The organism is Chitinophagales bacterium, from assembly GCA_041392475.1.
GTDB lineage: Bacteria > Bacteroidota > Bacteroidia > Chitinophagales > UBA2359 > JAUHXA01.
In genome coordinates, this window is the sequence record JAWKLZ010000003.1 from 144,093 (window position 1) to 162,012 (window position 17,920).

A 17,920-nucleotide genomic window follows, 5' to 3' on the forward strand; every position below is an offset into this window, starting at 1 on the left:
AATTTTAGTAGAATGAGACTATTGACGCTTAATTTTGAAGATATAGAATGTTTGAAAATTAGTATGCTTTCAAAAGTAACTTCAATAATATTTGACGGTTTCGCTAAAAATATCTGTGAGTCTCAAAATGAAGTGTAATGTCCGTTGAATAGCATTTTTTTTTGTGCTATGATTGCATCTTTGTTCAAATAAGTATATTGGTGTTTTACACGTAGCTAATTTTAAACCTAGCTGATTTTTTTACGCTTTTAAATCCATCACAATGAAGCATTTTAACAATTTATTTTTCCTACTGATTTTTTGTTTTTTGGCAAGCAGCATTATTTATGCCAATGAACATTCAAATGAGTATTCTGTATTTCATAGAACTGTGAATATTGAAGAAGTAGGGCAGCAACAATCGCTTAGAAATCAGTCTGCTTGGAAACAATTCCAAAAGAGAAATGGACACTGGTATGTTTCTTTCAATACCATCAATCAATTGCCATTGAGAGCCGCAGGAACGCCGATTGAAGTGGATATAGAAGGAACACTTGAAGACAAAGCCAGATTTTTTATGGCTACTGAATTGAAGGGTTTTGATATTCCATTGCAAAATTTGAAGTTTGAACAAACGAATGAAACGGATAAGTATTACTATGTCAAATTCGTTCAGCAATACCAAAATATCGACTTTTGGAATGCTTCGGTGCAAGTGGTGATGACAAAGCAATTTGAAGTAGTGAGTTTTACGATGGATGTTTACAATCATGAAGAAATAGAGGTTTATCCGTTAATTGCCCAAGATTTGATTGGCAATTTTATGTCAACTTCTGTAAAGGGAACTATTGATAATGTAACTATTGAAGGATTGAAGATTTTGCCCATTCCTGCTGCAAATGGATATGCGTATCGGTTGGTTTATGAAGGTATGGTTAGTTTGATAGATGAAGATAGTTCTCCTGAGCGTCTTTATACATTGGTGGATGCGAATAATGGTACGGTTTATTATCGTCAAAATCAAATTCATAGGTATGAGCCTCCTGTTCAGGGAGAATGGACGATTATGGGAAATGCTACAACAAATGCGAACAATCCTGCTGAGTTGGGATTCTTACCGAATATGCGTGTAGTGGTAAATGGGGAAGAGTATAAAACGGATAAAGATGGAAGGTTGGGAGTAGAGTTAGATGAACCTACTACTGCTACTGTGTATATTCAGGGAGATTATTGTACGGTTTATGAGGGACCGAATCGAAACAGTGCGAATATTCCACGTTATGAAGTCGGTATCTCTAATGATGTTCAGCAGGTTTTATTGCCAGATGATGCGGACTTAGTGGCGGTATCTGCCTACAAATCGGTTAATACAGTGCATGATTGGATGAAATTTTGGTTGCCAGCGGGTATGACGAGTTTGGATTATAGTATGCCTGCACACATAGATTTGACCGATGGAACATGCAATGCGTTTGCTGACGGATATAGTATCAATTTTTTTAGACAGGGAGGCGGCTGTTGGACATTGGCATTGATGGCAGATGTGATTTACCATGAATATGGACACAATATCAATTCGGCATTTTATGACTTTTTGGGTTCTAACTTCTTCAATGGTGCATTGGGTGAAGGATATGCAGATGTTTGGGGATTGTCAATTACCAATGAGCCGATTCTTTCAAGAGGATATTTAATGGGGTCGGGTAATTCTTTTATTCGTAGGTATGATATTGATCCGAAAGTGTATCCTGAAGATTTAACGGGTGAGGTACACGATGATGGTGAAATCATTGCAGGTGCTTGGTGGGATTTGGGACAAAGGATTGGCATGAACGAAATGTTTGAAATTTTTATCAATTCACATTATGGAACTCCAATGAGGGGGGATGGGCAGGAAGGTTTGCTGTACAGTGATGTGTTGTTTCAGGCACTAATTGCAGACGATGACAATGGAAATTTGGCGGATGGCACGCCTAATAGCGAGGCGATTATAGAAGCATTTGCTTTGCATGGTATCAAATTGCAGTTGGCAGCGGAGGTAGAGCATGAGAACATTCCTTTAGCGGCTGCTGAAAATGTGGTTCAGATAGATTTTACGGTCAATGTTGATTTTAATTATGAACCTTTTGTGAAAGGGACAGTGGTGAAGCATAAAGAGCGTGGAGATAGTCACTATACTGTAGCTGATGCTTACAACTTCAATAATGATAACAATTATACTACTTGGATTGTACCAAAGTCTAAGGGAACGATTATTGATTATTATATTGAAGTACAAAGTAATATAGATGCAGTTCCTGCGGTTAATCCAATTGGGGTGACGAATTTGGAGTTTCCAAATTTGACTTATCAAATATTGGTAGGTTATGAAGAAAAAATAAGAGATGATTTTTCGGAGTTGGAACATGGCTGGACAATTGGTGAAGCTGATGATGATGCAAGCACAGGAATTTGGGAAATTGGTACACCGAATCCAACCTTCAATGATGCAGGAAGAGAGGTGCAAATGGCGAATGATAACTCACCTACTAATGACAATCGTTGTGCTTTTACGGGCAATGCGAATGGCGGTAATGGAGTGGGAGGCAATGACATTGATGATGGAAAAACCACCTTATTGTCACCTGTTTACAATGTAAAAGGCTATACTGCTACTGCAGTATCTTACTATCGTTGGTACAGCAATGATCAAGGGGCAAATCCTGGCAATGATTTTTGGGAAGTCTATGTTTCTGTTGATGGAGGTAGTTGGCAGCAAATTGAAGAGGCAAATATTGCAGATGCTAGCTGGCGATTTTCTTCCATTCGATTGAAGGATTATGGGAATGTTCAGAATACGGTACAACTCCGTTTTGTCGCATCCGATCCCTTGATTTTAAATGCTGGATTACAATTTGATGGAGGGAGTATTGTTGAAGCGGGTGTAGATGATATTGTGGTGTATGATCTTGCAGATGAAGAAGTGGGAATTAATGATATCAAATTGGTAGATAATTTGGTGAAAATATATCCAAATCCAGCTACTGAGGTGCTGAACATTGTGAATACATATCTTGGAGAAGGAGAGGCAAGCATTGTTTTGTTTGATCTTGCAGGAAAGCAAGTATTTGAAACTAAAGGAGTACAACTGAAAAACTATCAACTGAATACATCTGATTTACAGCAAGGCGTTTACCTTATTAGGATTACCTTCAATAATGAAATGCAGCAAGAAAAAGTGGTTATTTACCATTAACTGGTAAGACTAACTTCAAATGTTTCTTAGAAAATGTATTTTATTGGTGTAGTCATGAAAGCCCTTCCAAATAATAAATTTGGAAGGGCTTTTTGGTAAAAAAAACCAAAGTATCTGATGGTTATTCATGAGATTCAATTTACTTGTCTTCAATGGGGGATCTGAATTTGCATTTTTGAGACTACGAGAATCTATTCGTTTGAAAATTAGATGGCTATTTTGCTGATAATTATTTTGTTGTGAAATCAGACTACCATAGACTTTACATCCTACACGGAATTTGTCAAATATTAGTGTAATCGTGCAAGCCCTTCCAAATAATAAATTTGGAGGCTTATGTGTGGAGATATAAAAAAATATTGATGATAACCTTTTGCAGTGAAACTAAAAAAACCGATGAAAATGCTTATGTTTAAAGCTCAAACCAAATTAAAGCTGAGCCTAAAGGTAAATTTTTGAATATCTGAATGCTAAGTCAATAGGCTTGAAGGATGTATATAAAGTATGATGATTCTTTATGTTATTTGACACATAATTATTAATTAATCTATAAAATTAAGAAAATAAATCAATATGGTCTCACCAAGAAGATTCTCCTTTGCGATGTTTATGATACTCATTTTTATAATTTTATTTACAAGTTGCAAAAATGACAGTAAAGAGAATACTGAAAAAAAGCAAATAACTACTGTGGTTATTCCTAATGACCTAAAATGGTCAGAAAGAATGGCACTCACACTCATGAAAAAACATCCTATGGCTTATCAAATTGATGATAAGGAGAAGCCTAAATGGGATTATGTTCATGGCTTGGTTTTGACTTCATTCTTAGAATTATACAATAATACGAAGGACGAAAAATATTACAACTATGTAAAGGAATATGCAGATGTGACGATAGAGGATTCGGGTGCAATTCCTAGCTTAGATTTTGATAGTTACAATATTGACATGATTGCGGCTGGACGAATTCTTTTTGAACTATATGATAAATCAAAAGAAGAAAAATACCTTAAAGCCATGCAATCTCTTAGAGGACAATTAGCTGAGCAACCTAGAACAGAAAGTGGAGGTTTTTGGCATAAAAAAAGATATACAAACCAAATGTGGCTAGATGGTTTGTACATGGGAGAACCATTTTATATTCGGTACAATACTACTTATGAGAATGGCGATAAACTCGATGATATTGCACTTCAATTTGAATTGATTCAAAAATATGCACGGGATGAAAACACAGGCTTGCTTTACCACGGTTGGGACGAAAGTAAACAAATGGAGTGGGCGAATAAAGAAACAGGGACTTCGCCCAATTTCTGGTCACGCTCATTGGGTTGGTATGCTATGGCATTGGTAGATGTATTGGATTACTTCCCTGATAATCACCCCAAACAAAAAGAATTGATGACATACTTGAATCAATTGGCAACGGCATTGACGAAGTTTCAAGATTCTTCAGGACTTTGGTATCAAGTGACTGACAGAGGTGCAACAGGTGGAAACTATTTGGAGGCATCTGGTACATCTATGTTTGCCTATGCTTTTGCAAAAGGAGTAAACAAAGGCTACCTTCCTTCAACATATAAAGAAGTAGCAAATAAAGCGTTTGATGGCTTGATAAGAGATTTGGTAAAAGTTAATGATGCAGGGGAAATTACCATTACACAAGCTTGTGCAGTTGCCGGTCTTGGCGGAGATCCTTATCGAGATGGCTCATTTGAATATTATGTGAATGAAAGAAAAAAAGACAATGATCCAAAGGCAACAGGGCCATTCATTTTGGCGGCCATTGAACTGAATAAATAACAACTTTTGAAATGAGCGGATAGGCAAAACTTGCACTAAAAGCTATTTTTTTTCTTTTGTGTCTATTCAATATCCATATAATTACGGATATTGAATATTTTTTTGTTATTTTGGTTTTTAAAAAAATCCCTTTATTATTATGAGAAGAATCATTTACTTAATTACAACTTTACTCTTGCCTCAGTTGATGTGGGCGCAAGACAAATCCATAGACGAAAGGATAAACGATATTTTTCAGCCGATTACAGATGTAGTCGTAGCAATCGTCTTTTTTCCGATAGCTCAACTTAGTGGACAGGATGTACCCTTGGTGCTTCTATGGTTGGTTGCGGGAGCGATATTTTTTACGGTCTATATGAAGTTCACCAATATTAGATTCTTTAGATTGGCGATAGATATAGTGAGAGGAAAATATACAGATCCTGATGATAAAGGAGAAGTGTCGCATTTTCAGGCATTGACAGCAGCCTTATCAGGAACAGTTGGATTAGGAAATATAGCAGGTGTGGCGATTGCAATTTCTGTTGGAGGACCAGGAGCTACTTTTTGGATGATTGTGGCAGGACTCTTAGGTATGTCCACCAAAATGGTAGAATGTACTATGGGTGTCAAATACCGACAGATGGATGCTAAAGGCAAAGTATATGGCGGACCAATGTATTATCTAAGTCAAGGATTGGCGGAGAGAGGTATGGGAGGTTTGGGCAAAATATTATCTATATTTTTTGCCATTATGTGCATTGGAGGTTCCTTTGGAGGTGGAAATATGTTTCAAGTCAATCAAGCATTCAAGCAGTTTTCCAGTACATTTGGACTTTTAGAAGGCTCTGGCTGGGTGTTTGGTCTATTAATGGCAGTGTTAGTAGCAGTGGTTATTATTGGAGGTATCAAGAGTATTGCGAATGTAACAGAAAAAATAGTACCCTTTATGGTCGGTATTTATATGGCAGCAGCCATAGTAATTATTGGCATGCATATAGGAGAGTTGCCAAGTGCAATTGGTAAAATCTTTACTTTGGCTTTTTCTAATGAAGCTGTTGCAGGTGGATTTATAGGTGTTCTAATACAAGGATTTAGACGGGCAGCATTTTCCAATGAAGCTGGTGTAGGCTCTGCTTCAATTGCTCACGCTGCGGTGAAAACCAATAATCCTGCAAGCGAAGGTTTGGTAGCATTATTAGAGCCGTTTATTGATACAGTAGTCGTATGTACGATGACAGCGTTGGTGATTATCATTACCGACAACTATCACGATTCAACTGCTGCTGACGGAGTTGCCCTTACCTCCAATGCCTTTGCGGGCGTAATCAGTTGGTTTCCATTTGTTTTGTCCATTGCAGTGATTCTTTTCGCTTTTTCTACAATGATTACCTGGTCTTATTATGGACTTCAAGCATGGACTTATTTGTTTGGTAGAAGCCAAACGGCAGATATTACCTACAAAGTATTGTTTTGCGTATTTGTAGTAGTAGGTTCTGCTGCAACCCTTGGAGCAGTAACAGATTTCTCTGATATGATGATTTTTGCGATGTGTTTTCCCAACATATTTGGATTGTTCATTATGAGAAAAACGGTCAAAAAGGAAATCGAAGATTATATTGCCAACATCAAGTCAGGTGTGGTAAAGCGACATGACTAATAGTATATCAAAAAAAAATTAAAAGCCTCTGTCCGTTATCAACAGAGGCTTTTCTGTATGCCATAGTACTAAACAAGTCAAAATGGTATGTATTTTGGTAGATACTGTTTTTTGGTTTTTTGAAGGAACAGGATCATACAGCCCATCATTTTCATACATATTTTATAAGATGAAAGTTTCCATACACATTGATGAGCATTTTCAGATAGTAGAAGCTATTGACTCTGAAATATTATCCAAAGTCTCACCGCAAATAACTATCAATATTTTTGACAAAGTTTCGAGTCATATCACAAGAATCGTAGGTCGTTTGGTACATCAATCCTTGGCGACAAATAAAAATGCATCTGCTGAAAAGTTACTTGCCAAAACAAATGATGCATTTACTTTTTTGACAATTACTACAAAACTTTTACCCCTTTCTTCAATCAATAAGAAGACGCTTCTATTATCTATTCAGCAAAGCAATAGCAATTTGATAGGAGATATGGGGGATTTATTCAAAGAAAAAAGATTAATTCAGCCCCTATCACCTACAAGCAAGCAGGAATTATGGGATTTTTTAGAACAGGCAGAAGTAACCGAAATAGAAGAAATAGACACAGAACAGCACCAACAAAAAGTGAATGAACGTTTGGAGATGTTGTTGAGAGAAGCCGAAAAACAAGGATTGGAATGGATAAAAACGATGAACGACTTGACGCTTTCTATGATAAAACTCAAGGAAAGTGAACAAACTAAGAAGGCCTTACTTGAAGCAGTTCCTGATGCAATGTTTCGGGTAAATAAAGAAGGAGATTATTTAGAGTATATTCCTGCAAAAGATGAAGACTCAATACCCGCAGCTGCTTTCATTGGAAACAACATGATGGATATTCTACCCGAAGAACATGCTCAGGCAGCGACGAATGAATTGCAACTTTCTTTGGAAACTGCAAAGGTAAGGGCATATTCTTTTGAATGGGAATTGGAGGAAGGTTTGATGTATTATGAAATGCGGTTTTCTCCTATCAATAATTTTGAAGCGCTGTGTATGATAAGAGATATTACCAAACAAAAAAGAGGGGAGGAGTTGCTTCAAAAAAGTATGTTGTACTATCAGAATCTGATTAAGCGAAGCCCTGCACCCATTATAGTATTAGATAAAGATAGTATTTTTATTGATATCAATCCTGCTGCAATGTTGCTACTTGGAATAGAAGACTTCAATCAATTGAATAATAGAAGAGGCTATGACTTTATTCACAAAAATGACAAAGCCATTGCCAAAGATAAACTGAAAAGAGGCTTCAATGATAACTTCCCAGATGGAGTGGCTCGATTTAGAGTAGTAAAATACAATGGCAAAGTAATCGCTATTGAAGTAGCTGCCGCTGTTATGATGCTCGGCGGAAAGCGTGTTGCACAAATCGTATTGAAGGAAGTTAAGTGACTAAGCAAGACAACGAAAGTAGTAAAAGATGCGTTTGGGTAATTACTTTTGAGTCTAAAACTGTATCTTTGCACGTCATGGGTAAAAAACACACATTTGGTTTAATAGCAGTATTGATGCTGCTTATTTTTAACACTTCTTGCGATTCTTATCAGAAGGTACTTCGCAGCACCGACTTTGAATACAAAAGGAAAATGTCGAAAAAGTACTACAATGAGGGTGCTTATTACAAAGCCATACCTTTATTTGAAGAGTTGATGAGTGTATTTAAGGGTACGCAAGACGTAGAAAAGATTTACTATTTCTATGCCTATAGTCACTATGGTCAGGATGATTATTTGTTGGCAGCGCATTATTTCAAAACCTTTGCAGATACTTATCCAAGAAGCGTTTATGCGGAAGATGCACAGTTTATGACGGCTTATTGCTATTACAAACTGTCACCAAAACCTTCTTTAGAACAAACCTATACAGGGAAAGCCATTGAGTATTTTCAGTTGTTTGCAAATGCGTATCCAAATAGTGATAAGGTGAAGAGAGCCAATCAACTTATGGAGCAGATTCGATTGAAGCTCGAAACCAAAGCTTTTCTTAGTGCAGAACTTTATTTCAAAATAAAAAGTTATAAAGCAGCGGCAACAGCCTTCGAGAATATCTTGGAGGATTTTCCTGACACACGAAGACAGGAAAATTTGCGTTTTCTAATATTAAAATCATTTTTCCTTTTAGCTGAGAATAGTATTAAGACCAAACAAAAGGAGAGATACGAAGCGGCAATAGATGCCTACTTCCATTTTATCGACCGTTTTCCCGAAAGTAATGATTTACAAGAGGCGGAACGCATGTATGAAACATCATTAAAAAAAGTTAAAACCTTACAATAAATAATATGGCAAACTCAAAAAAGAAAAAAGGACAAGCTATTTCTCCTTATGCGCAGGCACGGAACATTGATGCAATGGCAAAAAAAACAGGTAATGTCTATGAGTCTATTGTGATTATAGCAAGAAGGTCTAGCCAAATCGCTCAAGCTCTAAAGGAAGAATTGCACGGAAAACTGAATGAATTTGCATCTAATACAGATTCATTGGAGGAAATACACGAAAACAAAGAGCAAATCGAAATTTCTAAATTCTATGAGCGTATGCCGCATCCTACATTGTTGGCAATGGAAGAATTTATGAACGATGAAGTTTATTTCCGCAAAGCAGACAAAGAAAAAAGACCCTCCTACAAAAAGTAATTTTCTTTAAAATTGTGCATTTAAAAGGAAAAAAAATTCTATTAGGAATAACAGGAAGTATTGCCGCCTACAAAGCGGCAATACTTACTAGGTTATTTATTAAAGAAGGGGCAGAAGTAAGGGTTATCATGACCCAAGCCGCAACCGATTTCATCTCACCGCTTACCTTTTCTACCCTCTCTAAACATCCTGTTGTCACCCAGTTTTTTAGCAGCCAAGAACAAGTTTGGAACAATCATGTCGAATTAGGACTTTGGGCAGACCTTATGCTTATTGCGCCAACATCTGCCAACACGCTTGCAAAAATGGCAAATGGAATTTGTGACAACGTACTTTTAGCTACTTATTTATCTGCAAAATGCCCCGTTTTTGTTGCACCTGCAATGGACTTAGATATGTGGTTGCATCCAGCTATACAAACAAATATAGATAGGCTTACCAGTTATGGTAATCACCTCATTTCGGTAGAACATGGGGAGTTAGCAAGTGGTTTGGTCGGAAAGGGACGTTTGGCAGAACCAGAAAACATAGTTTTACAAATTGAAGAATACCTGATAAGTTGTTCACCACAACCATTGAAGGGGCAAAAAATATTGATTACCGCAGGACCTACTTATGAAGCTATTGATCCCGTCCGTTTTATTGGGAATCATTCAAGCGGTAAAATGGGGATTGCTTTAGCCGAAACGGCTTTTGAGCAAGGTGCAACGGTTTGTTTGGTTTTAGGTCCAACCAATTTTTTGCCTCGCTATCAAGGTATTGAGGTGATTGCAGTGAAAACGGCGCAAGAAATGTTTGACGCTACAACCTCACGTTTTGAAGAAACTGATATTGCTATTTTATCAGCAGCAGTTGCCGATTTTACACCAATTGAAGTAAGCGATTCTAAAATAAAAAAGAAAGGTGAAGATACGGGTATGCACCTTTCGCTCAAACGTACCAAAGATATTTTAGCTACTTTGGGGGAAAACAAAAAGGCTCACCAATTATTGATTGGTTTTGCCTTGGAAACTGACAATGAGTTAGAAAATGCTCAAAAAAAACTGCAAAAAAAGAATTTAGATGGCATAGTTCTCAATTCTTTGCGTGATAAAGGGGCAGGATTTAAGCACAATACCAATAAAATTACTATCTTAGATAAATACAATAGACTGCAGAAATTTGAGTTAAAATCAAAGCATGAGGCAGCACAAGACATTATTCAGAAAGTCTTAGAATTGAAAAGCTCGATATAAGACCCAATTGCAATTTTTATTTATTGTCAAAAAATCGTAACACATGAAACGTAACATAGGCATATTTTTCTTACTGATTCTCTTCACTACAGGAAAAATTGTGGCACAAGAACTCAATGCAAAAGTAGTCGTACAAACACCCAAACTGCAATTGGCTGATCCAAAAATCTTTAAAACTTTGGAGAATGATATCGCAGAGTTTTTAAATACACGAAAATGGACAAATGATAGTTACCAAACACAAGAGCGAATTGATTGCAGCTTTTTGATTACTATTTCAGAAGAGTTGGCAGCTAATCGTTTTAATGCCCAAATCATTGTTCAATCCGATAGACCTGTGTATAGTTCGAGTTACAATACGGTGATGTTGAATTACCAAGATAAGAATTGGACGTTTGAATACACTGAGTTTCAGCCATTGGAGTACAACGACAATGCCTACCTTTCAGAACTTACCGCAGTGTTGGCCTATTATACCTACATTATTATAGGACTGGATTATGATAGTTTTTCACCAGAAGGAGGTAATCCTTATTTTTTGAGAGCTCAATCCATAGTGAACAATGCCCAAAATGCAAGGAATAAAAGTAAAGGTTGGACAGCTTTTGACGGCAATCAGAATCGGTATTGGTTGATAGAAAATTTGATGAGCAACAAGTTCAAAAATCTCCGAAAAGCTTATTTTGACTATCACCTCAATGGCTTAGATATGTTGTCTTCCAACCAAAAAAATGCACGGACAGCAATCAACAATGCATTGAAGTTAATTCAACAAGTGAATCAAAATACCCCGAATTCAATGGCAGTCGATATTTTTGTGCAAGCAAAGTCGAATGAAATATTGGATATTTTTGCATCTGATGAAGTTGGCCCGCCTGAAAAATCTGGTGCCTACAATGCAATGATAAAAATTGATCCTGCAAATAAACCTAAATACAAGAAAATTAGCAGTATCTCTGTAGGGAAGGATAAAGAAAATGCTGTTCCTGCACGGTCAGTGCCTAATTCTTCTGCAAGTGATAGATACAATAATCCACAAAGGTCTAATAGCCGAAGTGGTGTAACGCCAAGTAGCCGAACGAAAGGAAATTAGAGAAATAACTTGTAATTGGTTATTAGCTGCTCAAGGTCATTAAATTGAAACAGCTAAGAAACGCCAAAAAAATAATTTTCCGATTTTAAGTTTTGTCTCAAAGCTATTGTAGTGAAAATCAATATTCTTCAAAGAATTTCTTAGGCGTTACTCAATATGTTTTTTTGCAGTTTGAAGTACATTGTTAGTCGTACCATCATGGACAAAAGCAATGATTTCCATATCTTCTACTTTCCAGTGATTGGGTAAAATCGCATTGAAGATTCGCTCTACAACCATTCCCTTTACCTTATCTACATCCAAAGTAATACCTGTAGGTGGTGTAAGCATTGTACGTAATACATGGTTGTGCTGATAGTCTGGTTGGATTTTGCTGGAAGTTTCACCTAATGGAACCAATTGGTAATCAATGATATTGCTTTCCGAAAGGCTCACACTCAATAAATGTGTAGATGAAGCATCAAAATTTTCGAGGTAATACGCTCTCACAAATATTTGAAGTTCTCTATTTAGCGGATTGTATTCATAGTGTGTATAAAGGTTCATTGGGGCAGTAATTTGCAGCCGTTCATTCACTTTCCCCGCCCATGCATTTTTATTCACAATCGCTACATATTCTTCTTCCTTATATTTTGTTCTGTCAATTGCAGCAGCTGGAAGGGCAATACCTTGAAAAAGTTCGTATAGAAAAACGCCTTCTTCCAACACATAATTTTCCCTGTTTTCAGGATACGGCTCCGATAAATAACCTGCGTGCATGGTGATTGCGGCGACCTCATTGGGGTGAGATTCAAGAAGATCCGCAACTTTTTGATGTCCTTCAGGGCATCTAACACATCTAACGCCACTAAATTCTTCAATCAATACCATTTTGCATTGCGCCTCTGGCAATTCACTAGAAACAAAACTGGTATTGGTTTTTGAGAATTCATTTTCGTCAATATTTGCTTTCTCTTTACAAGTCAAATCAATGGGTATGGGTTCATTGAAGGCAATGTATGGAGGTAATTCTTCACAAGAAGTGGTGAAGAATAAAACGGCATACAGTAAGATGTAAGCACAAATATTGATAGCTTTGTTTAGTGATTTCATACTTTGAGAAACAGAATTTTAGAGGTTACTCAATATGTTTTTTAGCAGCTTGAAGTACGTTATTAGTCGTGCCATCGTGGACAAAAGCAATGATTTCCATATCTTCTACTTTCCAGTTATCGGGTAAAGTAATATTGAAGACCCGCTCAACAACTGTTCCTTCTATTTTATCTACACCCAATGTAAGACCTGACGCAGGTGTAAGCATGGCTCTCAGTACATGATCGTGAATATAATCTGGTAGTACAATACTTGAACCATTATCAGTTGGAGTTAGCTGATAATCAACTATGTCACTTTCCGAAAGGCTGACACTCAATAGGTGGGTAGATGCTGCGTCAAAAGCTTGAAGGTAATGCACCCTCACAAAAACTTGAAGGTTTCTATTGGAAGGATTGTATTCAAAATTGGTGTAAACGTTCATTGGTGGGTCAAGCTGCAATCGCTCATTGACCTTACCCGCCCATACATTTCGGTTAATCAAGGATACAAAGTCTTCTCCTTCATATTTTACTCGATCAACAGCTGCCGCAGGAACTGCAATGGTTTGGAATAAATCATAGAGTGTTGTGCCTTCTGGAATGACATAATCTTCCTTATTTTCGTTATAAGGTGTTGATAAGAAGCCTGCATGTATTGTAATAGCAGCAACTTCATCTGGATGACTTTGCAAAATTTCGGCAGTTGTTTGGTGGCCAGCAGGACAGTTTACACAGCGTACACCACTAAACTCTTCAATCAATACCATTTTGCATTGAGTTTCTGGCAATTCGCTGGAAACAAAACTGGTATTGATTCGAGAATACTCACTAAGTTCGAGTTTTGACTTGTCACCACAGGTTAAATCAATTGGTGCTGGCTCACTAAAATCAATGAGTGGTGGAATTTCCTCACAAGCACTCATGAAAAAAAGCAGAACAAAAGAAAAAATGGCAACAAATGATTGGACAGGCGTTGGATATGATTTCATCATTGGAGTATTTAGAAGATAGAGAAAAACCAAATAAGGCAACAAAGATACCTATTTTTGTTGCAATGAAATGTAAGATTTCTTACAAGAGTGGAATAGCATATTACTTAGGTGTGTACCAAATAGGCGACGACCATGCACGTTCTTGAATAGTTTTGTCAACATCTTTGGGAGGAGCAATACCCATTGTTTTGGCATCGAAGGTACTCCATCGAGGTGTGGGAATTTCTAAAACCCGAAGGTAATACACAGCAGATTGAGTAGAATCAAATTCGGGGTCTTTCCAAACCGATTGCAGTGTGACGGCTCCAATATCATTCGTATAACTGGCTTCCTTGATGTTTACGGTATTGCCAACTTCTGGCAATTTTCCCTTGTCATCCAATTGACGGTTATCCGACCAAACGACATCAAATATTTTTTCGTGTGTTTTTCCTTCTGCATCAACCCAACCTTTTACGACTTGAATTCGGTCAAGATTTGCACCTTCGGCATCTTTTACTGCCCATATCAAAAAGTTGGGACTTTCTGTTTGAGCAGATTTGGGTAAATCTCTACCCATGCTTACCCCTTTTTGATAGGCATTTTTTACCCAATCGTCACCCGAAAGGGCATTTTCATCGTATTCCCATCCTCCAAAAAAGCGCACCTTGATACGAGGGCCAGAAGTAGCAAAGGTTTCCTTTCGCTCCAATGCTTCAAAAATAGCTTCTCGTGTATTTTCTTCCGCCCAAACACCCGCCAAACCTGCTGCGCTCATGAATTTGGCTCGAAGGAATTTTTTGTCATCGCCTATAATTCGAGATTTGGGGTCACCGTCCAATGAACCAAATTTACCGAAATAGTTGTTTTCTTCCGTTGCTCCTGCCGAATTGTGTCCATCTGAACTGCCTATCAAACCAAATTTGAAGGGATTGGCACCGAGTTCTTTCTCCAATGCTAAACCGTTTTGCAGCGCATTTCGGACATAGCTGCCTTCGGGTTTGCTCGGAGGAGGAACAGAGGTAGAGAAGGTGAAAGCAAATATTTCAAAATTGGCAAACTCATCATTGGGGGCTAAAACGGGATGGGCCATAGATTGACCTTTAATTTGGACAACTTCATTGACGGGTTCGTTTCGGCTGCGGGTTTCGGCGTATTCTTTGGTAAATGGCTTTTTGTCAGATGTTTGAAGGTCATACATCAATCCATCGCTCATGTTGCCATTGTGTGGAATGGCCAATAGTTCAATGCCTTTTGAGCGTTCTTTGTCCATCCATGCCCAAAGGTCTTCGGGATTTTGAGAATTGAAGGAAGAAAAAGGTACTTCTGATACTTTTTCGCTTTTGTAAATGACATTACGGTGCATATTGGCAGCATAGACCATTTTTTCATTGGAGTTGGGACCAACAGGGGAGGAGGTCCACTCATAAGCGGGAAATGTGGTGAATTTGCCTGGCTCATTGTGTTTGTTGGCGGCTTCTACCAATCGTTCCCAAGTATTTTGGATGATTTCTTTTTCGACGAGTTCCGACATGGGTTGGTTTCGTGCAATGCTTTGACCAACTTTTGCAAAGGCTCCCATTGAAATCGCTTTGTCTTCACTGCGAATTTCTTTCGCAATCTCCAATGCTGCCAAAGGACTATTTGGGTCAATCATTTGTTTCATAATGCCCATGTATTCAGAGTGGTCTGATACTGCCATGAAATCCAATGGTCGCTGCAATTGTACGCTTCCTGCGGTAAAATGGGCAATGGAATCACCTTTACCAAAGCGATAGGCATCGTCGGGCGTAGTGCGTACATTGTAGATAAAGGCATCAAACGACCAGCTTGTATGAACGTGTAAGTCGCCAAAATAAGCGTTTTTTTGCTCATTGAAGTCTGCTGTTTTTTGGGTAGAATCGGTGGTTTTTTCTGTTTCTTCAATGTTTTCCGCAGATGAGTTTTCTTTTTGTTGCGTTTCGCTATTGCAGGAAAAAAAGAGGGTAGAAATGAAGATATAAGTGAGGATTAGTTGTTGTTTTGATTGCATATTGTTTGGTTTTGATAAAGCAATATAAGATTAATTCTGCAATTGAGTGTAGCCAATCAAAACAAAATATGGGGTCATTGAAGATTTTTAATAGATTCAATGCACTTTTGAAAATATTTATGATTGAAAAGCATATAATACGACATCATTACCGCTTTCTATTTGCAGATAAAAGTGTATCATTGGTCCATTCAGAAATATGGATAGATTTTTGAAGATAGTAATTGCTCTGAAGGCTTCGGAGGAAGGAAAATAGTTTTGTCTGTTAAGACAGAATTTTGGACGGTTTTTTTATCTTTGTATATACTGAACTACTAAATGGGGTGAATGTGAACATTGAAGAATATATATTATCAGGTATTTTGGAGCAATATTGCTTGGGTTTGACTTCGGAAGCGGAGAACAAAGAGCTGCAAACTCTGTGTTTGAAGCATAAAAAACTTCAAAAGGAGTTGGATTCGGTTCAACAGACATTGGGAAATTATGCCAATAACCATGCTATGTTGCCAAAATCGCAACTGAAAAATAACATCTTGTATGCGATTGATGAGTTAGATTTTGTAGAACAGCCCATCAAACAACCAAACGAAAAAATCAATCTGCAAAACCCTCCTTTGATTCATCAGAATTCCAATCATCAGCAATGGTTGAAGGCTGTTCAAGACTTACAACCTGTTGCTATTCAAGAAGGTTTTCCTGTTTTCCCCATTCGCATAGACGAAAAAGTACAAATGGTTGTAGTTTGGATTGATAAGGGAGTGCCTGATGAACAGCACGAAATGGAGTCTGAAAGTTTCTTGATACTCGAAGGTTCATGCGTTTGTCAAGTAGGGAAAGCCAGTCATCCATTGAAGGCAGGCGATTTTTTGGGAATCCCTACTTATACCAATCATTCCTTGAAGGTGACTTCTGCTACACCTGTCAAACTCATTGTGCAACGGGTTCAACTTGTTGCATAATGAGGAATAAACCTCTTCAATTTCTTTATAGAGAGAATATAAAATTTTTGTATTTTTAAAGTGCTTCTATGTATCCTTTTGATTCACCTTCTCATGGTGAATACTCTCCAATGCATACAGAATCATTTCTGGCAAATCGCTTTCCACAATGATATAATCTCGAATCAAATAGTCAAAGTATGTATTGCCCATATCATAGTTCTCATCTATCATAAAAGGGAAAAAGTAAAATAGATTGTCGAGGCGACTATAAACACTCAAACGGTAGGTCTCTAACGTCAAATCGTATTCAATAGCAATTATTCGGTCGTTGAGGTAATGGTAGTGACAGGCCACAAATAATGGGTAGTTCATAAATGCTTCTTGGTGGTCGTGGTCAGTAACTTTGTCATACAAGGGATACATCAATCTATGGTTGTCAATATCGAAAGCATCCAAAAGGGTTTGCATCTTTTGTAGTCGGGCTTTGAGCGCAACGGCAGGTAGTCTGTTGCTATCCATATCGGCAAATGGTAACCAATCTTGACTGTCAAAATCAAAATATTCCATTTCTCCAATCCGCAATTTGTAGTCAAACTTAGGATAGTTGTGTACAACATATCCTGGATAATAATAGTCTAATCCCAGTTCTTGCCCATATTTGACCTCTGCCATCATGGTATAAAATCCCAAACTGTATTGGGCATAATCAGGATGAAACATTCCTAAAATGCTGGCAATACTCTTTTGTCCCATATCGAAAAAACTTACCGCTATGAGTTTTTCTCCATCAAATACATTGATTTCATGGGTTTGATAAATATTTTTGGTAGAAAAATCCAGCAAAGATTCTGCTAACGTTTCGGAAATAAAACCAGCAAAGCGACTTCGGTGGTGTTGGTACAGTTGTTCTTTTGTTTCATTGATTTCAGCAGGTTTCACTTCAATGCGAAACCGAGTTTCGATTTGACGCATTCTCTTCCGCATTCGCTTGCTGAATGTATGTTGGGCAAGTGACAAACGCATCCAAATAGGAGAATACACATCACCTTGTAAGCACAAAAAATGGCAAGTAAAAATCATCTGTCCCATACGAAACCACCCTTTGGCTAAGTATTCATCGAGTTGATTGGGCAGTAAGTTTTCGGGATAATGTGTTTTTGTCAGCATGATATGGTGAAATGCAATAATGATTTGGGCTATTGAATAAGGGAACTTTAAAACCTACGTTTCGGTAACTTTTT

Annotated in this window: 13 protein-coding genes; 9 read left to right on the plus strand and 4 right to left on the minus strand. The window is 37.6% G+C overall.

All coding sequences use genetic code 11. The features are described 5' to 3' along the window. Positions 1 to 262: 262 nt before the first annotated feature. From R3E32_23525 to R3E32_23560, 8 genes are all read left to right on the plus strand, one after another. Entirely contained in the window at positions 263 to 3,214 is a 2,952-nt protein-coding gene (locus tag R3E32_23525) for a T9SS type A sorting domain-containing protein (protein ID MEZ4887725.1), read from the plus strand. A gap of 726 nt (positions 3,215 to 3,940) precedes the next feature. After that, complete coding sequence (locus R3E32_23530) at positions 3,941 to 5,020, plus strand: glycoside hydrolase family 88 protein (protein ID MEZ4887726.1); 1,080 nt, start codon at positions 3,941 to 3,943, stop codon at positions 5,018 to 5,020. 139 nt (positions 5,021 to 5,159) lie between these two features. After that, positions 5,160 to 6,659, plus strand: a complete 1,500-nt coding sequence (locus R3E32_23535; GenBank protein MEZ4887727.1) for an alanine/glycine:cation symporter family protein — start codon at positions 5,160 to 5,162, stop codon at positions 6,657 to 6,659. Positions 6,660 to 6,828: 169 nt separating this feature from the next. After that, on the plus strand, positions 6,829 to 8,091 hold the full coding sequence (locus tag R3E32_23540) for a PAS domain S-box protein (protein MEZ4887728.1): 1,263 nt from the start codon (positions 6,829 to 6,831) through the stop codon (positions 8,089 to 8,091). A 77-nt stretch (positions 8,092 to 8,168) separates the two neighbouring features. Further along, complete coding sequence (gene bamD, locus R3E32_23545; GenBank protein MEZ4887729.1) at positions 8,169 to 8,975, plus strand: outer membrane protein assembly factor BamD; 807 nt, start codon at positions 8,169 to 8,171, stop codon at positions 8,973 to 8,975. 5 nt (positions 8,976 to 8,980) lie between these two features. Beyond that, on the plus strand, positions 8,981 to 9,334 hold the full coding sequence (locus R3E32_23550) for a DNA-directed RNA polymerase subunit omega (protein ID MEZ4887730.1): 354 nt from the start codon (positions 8,981 to 8,983) through the stop codon (positions 9,332 to 9,334). Between the two features lie 14 nt (positions 9,335 to 9,348). After that, positions 9,349 to 10,569, plus strand: a complete 1,221-nt coding sequence (gene coaBC / locus R3E32_23555; GenBank protein ID MEZ4887731.1) for a bifunctional phosphopantothenoylcysteine decarboxylase/phosphopantothenate--cysteine ligase CoaBC — start codon at positions 9,349 to 9,351, stop codon at positions 10,567 to 10,569. Positions 10,570 to 10,612: 43 nt separating this feature from the next. Continuing rightward, a complete protein-coding gene (locus R3E32_23560; GenBank protein ID MEZ4887732.1) occupies positions 10,613 to 11,662 on the plus strand; it encodes a DUF4835 family protein in 1,050 nt (349 codons plus the stop codon). Between the two features lie 147 nt (positions 11,663 to 11,809). On the opposite strand, the gene R3E32_23565 is transcribed toward R3E32_23560, so the two are convergent. From R3E32_23565 to R3E32_23575, 3 genes are all read right to left on the minus strand, one after another. Beyond that, on the minus strand, positions 11,810 to 12,754 hold the full coding sequence (locus R3E32_23565) for an Omp28-related outer membrane protein (protein ID MEZ4887733.1): 945 nt from the start codon (positions 12,752 to 12,754) through the stop codon (positions 11,810 to 11,812). 25 nt (positions 12,755 to 12,779) lie between these two features. Then, the gene (locus tag R3E32_23570; protein ID MEZ4887734.1) at positions 12,780 to 13,724 is read right to left on the minus strand and encodes an Omp28-related outer membrane protein; all 945 of its coding nucleotides are present in this window, start codon (positions 13,722 to 13,724) and stop codon (positions 12,780 to 12,782) included. 103 nt (positions 13,725 to 13,827) lie between these two features. Next, positions 13,828 to 15,738 carry a DUF3604 domain-containing protein gene (locus R3E32_23575; protein MEZ4887735.1) on the minus strand — a complete coding sequence of 637 codons (1,911 nt, stop codon included), beginning with the start codon at positions 15,736 to 15,738 and terminating at the stop codon, positions 13,828 to 13,830. Positions 15,739 to 16,067: 329 nt separating this feature from the next. On the opposite strand from R3E32_23575, the gene R3E32_23580 reads away from it, so the two are divergent. Continuing rightward, on the plus strand, positions 16,068 to 16,697 hold the full coding sequence (locus tag R3E32_23580; GenBank protein ID MEZ4887736.1) for a cupin domain-containing protein: 630 nt from the start codon (positions 16,068 to 16,070) through the stop codon (positions 16,695 to 16,697). A 66-nt stretch (positions 16,698 to 16,763) separates the two neighbouring features. Here R3E32_23580 and R3E32_23585 read toward each other — a convergent pair whose 3' ends face one another. Then, positions 16,764 to 17,846: a hypothetical protein gene (locus tag R3E32_23585; GenBank protein MEZ4887737.1), complete on the minus strand. Its 1,083-nt coding sequence runs from the start codon at positions 17,844 to 17,846 to the stop codon at positions 16,764 to 16,766. Positions 17,847 to 17,920 lie beyond the last annotated feature (74 nt).

Coding starts and splice junctions, on each gene's coding strand:
- R3E32_23525 (MEZ4887725.1), top strand. CDS start 263: ATGAAGCATTTTAACAATTTATTTTTCCTACTGATTTTTTGTTTTTTG.
- R3E32_23530 (MEZ4887726.1), top strand. CDS start 3,941: ATGGCACTCACACTCATGAAAAAACATCCTATGGCTTATCAAATTGAT.
- R3E32_23535 (MEZ4887727.1), top strand. CDS start 5,160: ATGAGAAGAATCATTTACTTAATTACAACTTTACTCTTGCCTCAGTTG.
- R3E32_23540 (MEZ4887728.1), top strand. CDS start 6,829: ATGAAAGTTTCCATACACATTGATGAGCATTTTCAGATAGTAGAAGCT.
- bamD (MEZ4887729.1), top strand. CDS start 8,169: ATGGGTAAAAAACACACATTTGGTTTAATAGCAGTATTGATGCTGCTT.
- R3E32_23550 (MEZ4887730.1), top strand. CDS start 8,981: ATGGCAAACTCAAAAAAGAAAAAAGGACAAGCTATTTCTCCTTATGCG.
- R3E32_23560 (MEZ4887732.1), top strand. CDS start 10,613: ATGAAACGTAACATAGGCATATTTTTCTTACTGATTCTCTTCACTACA.
- R3E32_23565 (MEZ4887733.1), bottom strand. CDS start 12,754: ATGAAATCACTAAACAAAGCTATCAATATTTGTGCTTACATCTTACTG.
- R3E32_23570 (MEZ4887734.1), bottom strand. CDS start 13,724: ATGAAATCATATCCAACGCCTGTCCAATCATTTGTTGCCATTTTTTCT.
- R3E32_23575 (MEZ4887735.1), bottom strand. CDS start 15,738: ATGCAATCAAAACAACAACTAATCCTCACTTATATCTTCATTTCTACC.
- R3E32_23585 (MEZ4887737.1), bottom strand. CDS start 17,846: ATGCTGACAAAAACACATTATCCCGAAAACTTACTGCCCAATCAACTC.